The sequence below is a fragment of the Nostoc sp. DedQUE09 genome (assembly GCF_034530915.1).
Taxonomy (GTDB): domain Bacteria; phylum Cyanobacteriota; class Cyanobacteriia; order Cyanobacteriales; family Nostocaceae; genus Nostoc.
In genome coordinates this window covers 70,386-81,160 of record NZ_JAVRCE010000015.1, presented here as the reverse complement: position 1 = coordinate 81,160, position 10,775 = coordinate 70,386, and the positions used below count along the sequence as shown (strand labels likewise).

Below are 10,775 nucleotides of genomic sequence, written 5' to 3'. Positions count from 1 at the left end.
ACTGCTGCATATCGTTTAAGCAATTAAATCAACCGTCCGTGGTTGATTTGTGATGCAATACCCTCAAATCTTGAGAGTTCTGAGTTGAAAGTTCTAAATCCTGAGTGAGCATTTTAACTCAGGATGCTTTATTTGAGAGTAACCTACTGAATTCGTTAAGAAAAAGAAACTATTTCTATTTTCCATTCCCTGGATTTATTTTAGGGTTATATTCAGATTTGCCAGTTGCCAACCTGCCTTGAGCGGCTCTAGCCTAAGACAAGCAGCCCTTTGTGCGTCTCGTGAACGTCTACAACAAGTCGGCATAACCGACAGCAGTTGCTTTAACTCTAAAAAAGTAATGCACTAGCTCTTGGGCACTACCTGGATTAGACATTCAGCAGTTGTTTAAAAGCATGGATTTAGAGAAGCTAACCGAGCCTGCTGTTAGTTATTGATTCACAAGGTAGCTATAGAGAGAGTGTGCATTCTTTAATCTGCTTTTTGTTTGTCTAGGATAAAATCCTAGAAGTTGCACTCTAATATCTTTGCTTTCGTCCCCTGAATACCAGGGTAGTGAACCAGCTAATTCAATGCAGCGCCAGAAAATTTCTCTTCACCCTATTCTAACGCAACCTTGCTAAAAATCAATTCCTGTGAGCTGCCATCTTAGGACAACTACTAGCAAGTTGCCCTACAGGGATTATATCCCTAAAATTAGCCGATTGCGGTGGATGTGCAGGAGTTGAAATTCTACACCAGCCACTGTCTCTAGCATAAACAGGATTTGTTCGGGACGCAACACCAAACCGTCTTGGCGATAGCTACCTAGATAACGGATTACAGATGACATAGATTCTGCAACGCAATTGTAGTTTTCTACTAACTCCAGTTCAAATAAGCGATCACGCAGATTTATTAACTGGCTCTTGCCTGATTTAGTTATTTGCTCGTACCAAAGTTCCTCTTTTGCTTTGATTGTATCAATCCAGTTTTGCCATTGTATGGGTGTTGTTTCTGCAAGTGCTGCTACAGTAATTAAATACTCTGCGGACTCTAACAGTTGGGTAGCGGCACTAGCTTTTAAATCTATCTGCTCCACATTATATATAGGTATGTCTGTGGGCATTTCACAAGCCAACTTTCTGAGGAAAGTATCAACTTCCACTGGCACAGTTAACTCAAAATCTGCAATTTCACCGCTACTAGTAGCCCCTAAAGCCAAAGCAGTTGCTAGAGAAATCCGTGGCATTGGGTGAAAGCCACCAGTGAAAGCAATTGGTAAGCCTGCTCGTCGCACAACTCGGTCAAATAGACGGATTAAATCAAGATGGCTCATCAAAGCCATATTACCTTGTTTGCCAAACCAAACTCGTAGTCTTTGCGCCTTAGTTGTGTTGGGGACAAATTCGCCAGCAAATTTTGGGATAGCAGGTGATTCAATCACGATATTATGCCCAAAGTCAGTGCTACAGACGCCACAATGAGAACAACCTTCAAAAGAGCAGTCGGGTACAATTGTAGCTTCTAGAGCGCGTTGTAAGTCTTCTTGGAGCCACTTTTTGTCAATCCCAGTATCAATATGATCCCAAGGCAGGGGAATATCGAGGGAGTGGGGAGTACTGAGTGGGCTATTCTCCTCTGCTTCTTTGCCCTTTTGCGTCTCTACGTGAAACAAATTCCATTCGCCATTTTCTACTTGGCGGTATTTCCAATCTAAATCAGCTTGGGCGATCGCAGATCCCCAAGCGCCAAAAGCTCGATCTAAATTTTCATACCAGGAATCCATACCTGCACCCAATTCCCAGGCAAGGCGGACTACTTTGCTCAAATTGCGATCGCCTCGTCCCACAAAATCTTCCATTGCCGAAATGCGGACATCGGTAAAATTTACCTTCACTGCCTTGATTCGGCGGAATTCTTGCCGCAACAGGTTTTGTTTGCGCTTAAATTCAGCGGTAGAAACTGAGTGCCACTGGAATGGTGTATGGGGCTTGGGCGTAAAGTTAGAAATCGTCAGGTTAAAGTTTAGAGGTTTTCTGCCCTTGCCTCGACATTCTCGCTGTAGCCAGCTTACCGTTTCAGCAATGCCCAAAACATCAGCATCCGTTTCACCCGGCAAGCCAATCATAAAATACAACTTTATTTTATCCCAGCCTTGCTCCCAAGCGGTTTTCACCCCTCGCAACAATTCTTCATTTGTCAACCCCTTATTCACAATGTCTCGCATCCGCTGAGTACCAGCTTCTGGAGCAAAAGTCAGTCCACCTTGGCGCGTACCTCCCAGGATGTTGGCAATATTCTCATCAAATCTGTCTACCCGTTGGCTTGGTAGAGTCAGAGAAATATTTTCATTTTTTAAGCGATTTTTGATTTCCATCCCCACTGCTGGTAGGGATAAATAATCAGAACAACTCAGAGATAGGAGGGAAAACTCATTGTAACCAGTTGCCCGCATACCCTGTTCAATTGCTTCTACAACCTGATCGGGTTCTACATCCCGTGCTGGTCGAGTCAGCATTCCTGGTTGACAGAAGCGACAGCCACGAGTGCAACCACGCCGAATCTCAATGGTCAAGCGGTCATGCACCGTTTCTACATAAGGAACTAACCCTATGGAATATGCTGGTATGGGAGTTGCAACCCGCCGCAGAATTCGTTTTGGCACGTCTAGACGACGAGGGTGAACTGAGCCATCCTCTGCCATGTCGTAAAACTGAGGCACATATACGCCTGGTATCTGTGCCAAATCCAGTAACAGATGTTCCCGACTTAATCCTGCTTGTTTGCCTTCTTCCAACACCAAACCAATTTCTGGCAGCAGTTCTTCTCCATCTCCAAGGGCGATAAAGTCGAAGAAGTCAGCATAAGGCTCAGGATTTGATGTCGCTGTTTGCCCACCAGCGAAAATCAACGGAAAGGGCGACTGGGTATCAGTAGATTCCTTACCCTCCTGCCCCTCTGCTCCTCTGCTTCCCTGCCTCTCTCGCCACGTCAAGGGAATTCCAGCCAAATCCAACATTTCGAGGATATTAGTTGCACCCAGCTCGTAACTGAGGCTAAAGCCTAAAATGTCGAATTCTGTCAGCGATCGCTTTGACTCTACCGCAAACAACGGCGTATTAGTTTCGCGTAGTTTGGCTGCCAGGTCTTTTCCTGCGAGGTAGGCGCGATCGCACAATTGACGCGGTTGGGCATTCAAGATGTTATAAAGTATGATGTGCCCTAAATTAGATGCACCGACTTCATATACTTCTGGGTAGGTTAAAACCCAACGTATTGCTGCCGTATCCCAAGGTTTGTGTACTGCTAACAGCTCGTTACCTAAGTAACGTGCTGGTTTTAAAATATCCGACGTTATTAATTTTTCAACTGCAACAACCACTGTGCTATCTTCTAGCTACCTTAATTACAGCTACCCAACCCCAACATTAGCATTGAATTAGGTCTTCTAACAGATTTTATCGTTGCAACTTACAACTCCTTTACATAAAGTCCGCTTATTACCTAAACATTTGCGCTTTTACATAAAGTTATGTTTGGGCTAATTCGGCTTCAGCGTCTAATATTTCAAATACCCTATCAAGTTGCGTCAGTTCAAAAATCATTCTAATTTGTGGAGCAACAGCGCGAAGTTGGCAACTTCTTCCTAAAGTAAGAGCCAGCTTGTGTGTAGATAACAATGCCATCAACCCCGCGCTGTCTAACGATTCTACTGCTGCGAGGTCTACTACCAAGATGGAAATCCCATTTTGCGCCAACGCTGTGGTCATATCTCGTTCAAATTCCAAGGCGTTTGCAGCATTTAAACACCCTTGGGGGCGAATAACTGCAATCTTGGGATAGTTAAGCACTGCCTGCATAGTTACATCCTATTAAGAATTTTGAAGCGTCAAGCTAAGGATTATTTGAACATAAACTCTATTTTGTTGCATCGACCATACGTCTTAGCTCTCTTTGCTGAATCTTTATTGCTTTAGTATGTCTGTTTAAAGATTGTTATAATTCCAGGTTAAAATGTGTTTATATATACTTTTTTTTTATGTCAGTTCAAAAACAATCAACTATAGACAGCCATAAAGCAGACAAATTATCAGTAACTATGCTGAGAAACCTTGCTTAGTCTATAACTAGAGCTAATTTAGCCCAGTCTTAACGTTAGGTTAAATCTCGCACTTTAGCGTTGCTGATGGCATACGGCAAAGTCATAGTGAATTATCTATCTAACTAATTAAATTGTGATATATATCACTACTAAGTTAGTATTTGGATCACTCTTTATACTGAGGCTGATCTGGGATGATTAGTGTCATATTACAGTTGGGTTATTACTTATGAGAACTCAGTACGCTATTCGTAAATTGGTAGAAAAAGCTCTTGACATTAAAAAACTAACTCCTGAGATAGAGAATGAAATCAACTCAGAACTAACAGAACTGGGTTACATTTCTGATGTTGATTATGAAGCCCTAGAATTATTAATGGCAGAGATGGATGCTGGACGAATCCAGTTGGTTCCTAGCCTGGGATTTTAGATGCTCTCTACGTTCGCGCAGCTTGTGGTAGACAAAAGTTGTGTGTAGCTTGCTTCTCAAGGATACGAGGACGCCCTAACGTATTCGTAATTAAATTTAGCAAAGGGATACAAAGGCGATATGATTGCTAGTCTTTTTCTATGAGGTTGATTATTTAAATAGTTAAGGTGGCGTAAACTGTGCTAATGAACATCTAGATTGTACATTCGTAGTCAATTTTCATACAGTTCGCTAAATGCTTAAAAAAATTCCTCCCAATCTGTTTGCTGAATTTGTCCACAAGCGGAATGAACTCGTTGCTAAGGGAGTTGATATGATCAATATAGATACTGGCGAGCCAGATAAACTGACTTCTAGTCATATCCTTCAGGTGATGCATGAGGCGATTGACGACGCTGCTAACCACAATTATCCAATTTACGAAGGTACGAAAAAATTTCTGGTACGAAGGATGTAGCAATCGAATTTCACAGTCTTCAACGCATGAAAAATGTTGGTATTCGCTACAGTTGAGGAAGAGACTGGGAATTAGGGATACAACTCTTGGAGAGGCTGCGCCAACAACCAGCGGTAGTTGAATCCCGACTTAGCTCGATTTTTGCGCAGCGATGCACTAAGCGCAGTCGTTGTGTCGAAACTCAGTGCATCGCTGGGAGATGGGAAGACAAGAGGGACAAGGAAGACAAGGAAGAATTATTCAAGAAGTCTCTATGTTGCCTAATCCCCAATCTCCAACCCCTCTTGATATGCTTGCCAAAGTTGGTGAATAAACTGATTCAGTTGCTGCTTTGCGACTGAATCAGCTTCAGTTTTTGGTTCTTTCGCTAAAAGTTGGCTCAAGAAGGTAATTACTTCTGTGTCTAATGCTGGGCGAAATAAATTGGCAGGCCAAAGTAAGTCAGATGCATCTCGCAAATCGGTAATTAGGGGTGATTCTTCTATGAAAGTAACCATTAATAAGGGACGCACCCAGCACAACTGGCGGGAAACTACAAATTGAATGACTTCTGCATACAGGTTCCTGTCGCCATACTCTAGAGACACAATTTGTCCCGGTTGAAGAAAATCTAGGCTCATGTCCATCTTGGGCAGGGGCAAGGATTATTTTGCTTGCAACTTCTTTAATCTTAAAAGTGAAAATGCGCTACGTTTAAGAAAAGCTTCTGTAAGATTAGGGTAGCACTCTTACGGCAGCCATGTCTTAGACATGTGCCTTATCAAGTGGCTACGCAAAACTAATACAACCAATCCCTGCCAGCAAAGGTTTTCCTCGCATAGTATTTGAGCAGAAATACTATAGAATAGGTAAACAACTGTTGAGCGATCGCAAAACAGAGACTTTGTTGTAGTGAAGTAACGAGAAAAGAGCAGAGAGCCGTGTCAGTTGAAACTATTCAAAAGCCTTCCACAACCCGCAAGCTCGCGCCTCGGTATCGCGTTTTGCTCCATAACGACGACTACAACTCTATGGAGCATGTTGTACAGTCGCTAATCGCCACTGTACCAAGCCTTACCCAACCCCAAGCTGTGAGCATCATGATGGAAGCCCATACTAACGGGCTAGCTTTAGTCATTACTTGCGCCCTAGAACACGCTGAGTTTTATTGCGAAACATTGAAAGGTCACGGTTTAAGTAGCACTATTGAACCTGATGAATAGTCATTAGTTATTGGTCATTGGTCATTGGTCAAAATTTAGAGTATTGGCTGGTGACTTACATTGGTATGAAAGAAAACCTTATCCGTTTAGCTGAACGCCCTGCCCCTATCAGGCTGGGCTGTTTTATTTTGACTTTACTGTTGCTATGGTTGCCATTGGCTACACCAATATACTTACTAGTAGATAATTCAAACTTAGAAAGTATATTGACATTGGTATTGTTATATGCGGTATTTATTTTCCTCCTGAGACTATGGGGCAAATATGTCTACCAGCAGTCGCAAATTCTGCGGCATTATGGCTTAGAATTCACGCGGCAAAACGGTGTAGATTTACTGCGTGGGTTGGCTCTGGGGATAATTAATATTCTGATACTTTTTGGGGTAGAAAGTTTGTTGGGTTGGTTGGTGTGGCAACAACCGAAAGTTTTTTTGCTGAAAGTTGTTTTAGAGGGTTTACTTGTTGGGTTAGGTGTTGGATTTGCTGAGGAATTGTTATTCCGAGGCTGGTTGCTAGATGAATTACAACGAAATTACAGCCCGCGTGTGGCACTGTGGACAGATGCAATTGCCTTTGCTACATTGCACTTTATTAAACCATTGGAGGCAATTATTCATACACTGCCGCAATTTCCAGCTTTAGTACTGCTGGGGTTAACGCAGGTATGGGGAAAGCGTTGGCGGAGGGGACGCTTGGGTTTTCCAATTGGTCTACATGGTGGTTTAGTTTGGGGTTACTACATTATTAATGTAGGTAAATTAGTGAAATATTCCGGTCAGGTTCCTGATTGGGTAACTGGTGTGAATAACAACCCCCTGCAAGGAGTGATGGGAGTGTTGTTAATGAGTGTACTAGCTTTGGGGATACGGGGGCGAACTGAGCGATCGCGTCATATATGAAAATAAAAATATTAATCGTATCAGCTTTATTACTCACTTTTATTTCTGGTTGTACAGATTGTGAGGCTAAAAAAACTTCAAATCCGGCTCATGTGAAGCAGTTGCTAACAACTAAAAAATGTCCCAAGTGTGACTTAGGTGGTTCTAATTTAACAAATGCTGATTTGGCTGGAGCAGATTTAAGAGAAGCTGAACTAACAGATGCTAAATTAGATGGTGCAAATTTACAAGGATCTGATCTACGCCAAGCAGAAATGCGATGGACTGATAAATCTGAAGATGATCATGGAGAATCTGGATTCTCAGAAATCGGTGATATCGATTTTAGTTGTAATGTTGATTATAAAGTTTCGTTAGAGAAAGTTAACTTACAATCAGCTAACTTTTCTGATACTAATCTCTCTGGCTTATTTATTTCTGATAGTAATCTCCGTGCTGCGAATTTAAGTGGTGCTAACTTAAAAAGTGCCTACCTTACAGGTTTAGATTTAACGGGAGCAAATCTAAATCAAGCTAATTTATCTTACGCGAGCTTCGGCAATGTTAACCTTCACTCGGCAAACTTACAAAATGCTGATTTAAGCCACAGCGAATTAATCGTCGATGTAGACTTAAGAAATGTAGATATGAGTGGTGCTAGATTAAATGTCGCAAAATTGGATGGAAATGATTTAAGAGATGCAAATCTCCGTGATGTTGACTTTACTCAAAGTAGCGTAGATAGAACAGACTTTCGTCATACTAAAAATCTCACAACCGAGCAGATTAAATTGGCACAAAATTGGGAAGAAGCAGTATACGACGAAGAATTTCGCGCCAAATTAGGACTACCTGCTTGCAAAACTAGGTTAGGTAAATATTTGGGATATCCTTTCATTTTTAGTAAAATCAAGAAAGGATGTTTTCAAAATTAATCAGTTGCCTCCTTTACAGGAGTACATATTTATCAGCTACAGCACGCAGCATCAAATATCCTCCCGTGGAAAACTAGCCCATTCTTCAGTACGGGCTACATCAGTTTCCTCTGCCGAAGGTGCTTTTCCCAAATCCGCACACAGTCCTCACAATAATTTGCGGAGAACGATAGATGATTTATCTGTTAACTCATGTTCTATATCAGGAGCAATTTGCTGGATAAAACGTACTTTGTCCACGGTTGAAAGTTGCTTTGCTAGTCTGATAACTTCTTTTAGGCTCACAAATTTTCACCTGCTTCATTTGCGAAAATTTTAACAATAGCTAAGAATATTGCGAAACCACGAAGTAGTGACCTTCGGATGGCAATAAAAACGATCGCCATAATTCACTTTGTGCGATCGCACCTACGCCATATTTTTGACTGAGATAACTCCTTCACCACACCACTGAATCAGTAGCCATCTGTCAGAATCTTTATCCAGTGCTGGCTTGAGACGGAAATTAAAAACCTCTTGCCATACCTCTACACCATACTGGGATACAAAATTAGCCTCCAGTTCTTTGAACTGTTCCCATTGCCGATTTGCGATCGCAGTCAACATGGGAATGATTGCGCTAATTGAGACTTGTGCAGCGACGGGTATCATTGTGGGTAGTCCTCAAAAATACAAATAATCGGCATAGGTGGTTTTTTGGTGCAATATTTACGCAAGCGTCTCAACCACAGTACCTACCACACACGCTTTATTCAAATTAACGCCGCTCAAATTTGTACCTTCTAACTCTGCACAAAGTAAATTCGCTCCCGTCAAATTAGCCCCCGCCAAATTCGCCCCCCGCAAGTCAGCTTCTTCCAAATTTGCTTCACTCAATAAAGCCCCTTGCAAATCGGCGCGGCTCAAGTCTGCACCTTTGAGATTTGCCCCAGTCAGGTTTGCACCGCGCAAGTCAGCACCGCGCAAATCAACGCCTTGCAAGTTCACGTTCATTAAATTGGCACCACTCAAGAAAGCACCCACCAATGACACATCACTGAGCCTTGCTCCCATCAAGTTAGCACCACGCAAATTGCTACCTCGCAAGTCAGCGCCTGTTAAATCTGCTTGCATCAGGTTCGCTCCCATCAAGTTCGCCCGTAAGTCAGTTGCTTGGAGGTTGGCTCCCATCAAATTTGCCCCCTCCAAATGCCCACCTTCGAGTTTGGAACCAGTGAAATTAGTGCCGACAAGGGTAGCACCAGCAAGATTAATCCGGCTTAAATCCAGTCGGGAGAGTTCCTCGTCTTCTAAATTTGCCCCTGGAAGTTGTTTGAGTTTTCCTAATTTAATGGCTTCAATATTCATGTAAAGTAACTACCAATCTGCTCGCTTATCTTGCTGTGGCTATCCCATTGGGAATCAAGTATCCAGATGCCGGCGCTGAATTTGGGTGTCATCAAGGGTAAGTCAAGTCCCTGTTGTAAACCCATTACTAATAAAGCTAGGGTATCTACAAGTTTAGGGTCAAAGCGGGTGGATTGTTGCTGTCTGCACTCATCTAAAGCTTGAGTAAATATCTGTTCCCGGCTTTGATTTGACGATTTTCGCTGATTGAGTCGCCACTGAAAATCTGCCAATAATGCCAAAATTCTCGACTCTAGAGGTATTTCATCTCCAGCTAAACCTGCTGGTTCCCCTGTGCCATTCCACCACTCGCTTTGGTGAGTGATAATTTGGGCAACTGCTCGCAGCCGTGGCATGGTTCGCAATACTTGCGCCCCTGGTACTAAGGGACAAGTTAATGGAGAACTGGGGGCATCTTCTTGGTAGCGTGTGGATATACCGCCTGTGAGAACGCTTTCGGCTTTTTGTAATGGATCTATGCGATGTAATAAAGCCGCTAACCGCAACCTCTTAATCTGCCATGCGGGAAGATCCAAAAGCTGGGCGATCGCTTCAGCAAGAACTACTATTTCCGCAGCTGCCATTGGATTGTTGACATCTGCCATATCCATCAGTTGCGCCATTCGCAAAAAGGCTTGAATTTCGTTAGAAACCAAGTTGCGATCTAGGGTTTGCTGGTGAGATGCTGTTGGGATGGATAAATTTTCTTGCCCAGTCTGGAGGTAATCTACTACACGAGAGACAACTGCACCTAAATTTTGGGATCTGTCCATTGACGGGACAATTTGCTGTTTATCGCCTGTGAGTTTTTGGGCCAGTTCTGGGTTGTATTTTTTGATGTGAGCGATCGCTATTTCTGCTGTCTCTTGTACTAACTCTGGCTCAAATGTCCACAAGCCATAGAATTTGCGCTCTAAGTCTGATGTTGGTACTCCAGCGCTACCATAATCAGCCTCAGATAATTCTTGACAAATTACCATTGCTGTGTATTTAGGCGATAAAATAATTAAGTGCCACTCCTGCGCCACTGGATCGCCTGAATCTAATCCTACTAAGTCTACATTGGGTAGCTGGCTGGTAGGATGTTCAGCAAAGCCAGATTCAGCAGCAGCCATGATGGCAATTTGGCAACTATATTGGGCGATGTCTGCATATCGATCAGCTTCTTGTAGATACCATTTACCTTGTTGAAAAGCTGTGATGACTAAGGGTGTACCGTCATCGGTTAAGATATGGTCTTCTAGAGCGTGGCACAGGGCAACTAAGGTATTTTTGTAGTAAACACCGAATCGAATTGGCCTGGTGGTGTGACGATGGGCTGTTTCTAGTTTTTGTAGGATTGAACCTTCTAACATGGGATTTGGTAAAAATAACCGCAGAGGCACTGAGGAAGATAGAGGGAG

At 42.8% G+C, this 10,775-nt stretch carries 12 protein-coding genes; 5 read left to right on the top strand and 7 right to left on the bottom strand.

Features of this window, described 5'->3' with window-relative positions:
• Nucleotides 1-682: 682 nt before the first annotated feature.
• Both RMY27_RS12410 and RMY27_RS12405 read right to left on the bottom strand, forming a co-directional pair.
• Nucleotides 683-3,364 carry a TIGR03960 family B12-binding radical SAM protein gene (locus RMY27_RS12410; protein ID WP_322663542.1) on the bottom strand — a complete coding sequence of 894 codons (2,682 nt, stop codon included), beginning with the start codon at nt 3,362-3,364 and terminating at the stop codon, nt 683-685.
• Nucleotides 3,365-3,512: 148 nt separating this feature from the next.
• Nucleotides 3,513-3,842: an STAS domain-containing protein gene (locus RMY27_RS12405; protein WP_194043404.1), complete on the bottom strand. Its 330-nt coding sequence runs from the start codon at nt 3,840-3,842 to the stop codon at nt 3,513-3,515.
• A 471-nt stretch (nt 3,843-4,313) separates the two neighbouring features.
• On the opposite strand from RMY27_RS12405, the gene RMY27_RS12400 reads away from it, so the two are divergent.
• Together RMY27_RS12400 and RMY27_RS12395 are read left to right on the top strand one after the other, a co-directional pair.
• Nucleotides 4,314-4,514 (top strand): hypothetical protein, encoded by a 201-nt coding sequence (locus tag RMY27_RS12400; protein WP_094349495.1) that lies wholly within the window; start codon nt 4,314-4,316, stop codon nt 4,512-4,514.
• A gap of 313 nt (nt 4,515-4,827) precedes the next feature.
• Nucleotides 4,828-4,971 carry a hypothetical protein gene (locus tag RMY27_RS12395; RefSeq protein WP_322663539.1) on the top strand — a complete coding sequence of 48 codons (144 nt, stop codon included), beginning with the start codon at nt 4,828-4,830 and terminating at the stop codon, nt 4,969-4,971.
• A gap of 260 nt (nt 4,972-5,231) precedes the next feature.
• Here the strand turns inward: RMY27_RS12395 and RMY27_RS12390 are convergent, their stop codons facing one another.
• A complete protein-coding gene (locus tag RMY27_RS12390; protein ID WP_322663634.1) occupies nt 5,232-5,597 on the bottom strand; it encodes a hypothetical protein in 366 nt (121 codons plus the stop codon).
• Nucleotides 5,598-5,891: 294 nt separating this feature from the next.
• On the opposite strand from RMY27_RS12390, the gene clpS reads away from it, so the two are divergent.
• From clpS to RMY27_RS12375, 3 genes are all read left to right on the top strand, one after another.
• The gene (gene clpS / locus RMY27_RS12385) at nt 5,892-6,173 is read left to right on the top strand and encodes an ATP-dependent Clp protease adapter ClpS (protein ID WP_322663538.1); all 282 of its coding nucleotides are present in this window, start codon (nt 5,892-5,894) and stop codon (nt 6,171-6,173) included.
• A gap of 65 nt (nt 6,174-6,238) precedes the next feature.
• Nucleotides 6,239-7,072, top strand: coding sequence for a type II CAAX endopeptidase family protein (locus RMY27_RS12380; protein WP_322663536.1), 834 nt, complete (start codon nt 6,239-6,241; stop codon nt 7,070-7,072).
• On the top strand, nt 7,069-7,986 hold the full coding sequence (locus RMY27_RS12375) for a pentapeptide repeat-containing protein (RefSeq protein ID WP_322663534.1): 918 nt from the start codon (nt 7,069-7,071) through the stop codon (nt 7,984-7,986). The genes RMY27_RS12380 and RMY27_RS12375 overlap by 4 nt, the downstream gene beginning before the upstream one ends.
• A gap of 147 nt (nt 7,987-8,133) precedes the next feature.
• Here RMY27_RS12375 and RMY27_RS12370 read toward each other — a convergent pair whose 3' ends face one another.
• The 4 genes from RMY27_RS12370 to RMY27_RS12355 all read right to left on the bottom strand — a co-directional run bounded on the left by RMY27_RS12370 (nt 8,134) and on the right by RMY27_RS12355 (nt 10,727).
• Complete coding sequence (locus RMY27_RS12370; protein WP_322663533.1) at nt 8,134-8,271, bottom strand: hypothetical protein; 138 nt, start codon at nt 8,269-8,271, stop codon at nt 8,134-8,136.
• A gap of 123 nt (nt 8,272-8,394) precedes the next feature.
• Entirely contained in the window at nt 8,395-8,637 is a 243-nt protein-coding gene (locus RMY27_RS12365) for a hypothetical protein (RefSeq protein WP_322663531.1), read from the bottom strand.
• Nucleotides 8,638-8,694: 57 nt separating this feature from the next.
• Nucleotides 8,695-9,333 carry a pentapeptide repeat-containing protein gene (locus RMY27_RS12360; protein ID WP_322663529.1) on the bottom strand — a complete coding sequence of 213 codons (639 nt, stop codon included), beginning with the start codon at nt 9,331-9,333 and terminating at the stop codon, nt 8,695-8,697.
• A complete protein-coding gene (locus tag RMY27_RS12355) occupies nt 9,330-10,727 on the bottom strand; it encodes a DICT sensory domain-containing protein (protein ID WP_322663527.1) in 1,398 nt (465 codons plus the stop codon). The genes RMY27_RS12360 and RMY27_RS12355 overlap by 4 nt, the downstream gene beginning before the upstream one ends.
• Between the last annotated feature and the right edge of the window lie 48 nt (nt 10,728-10,775).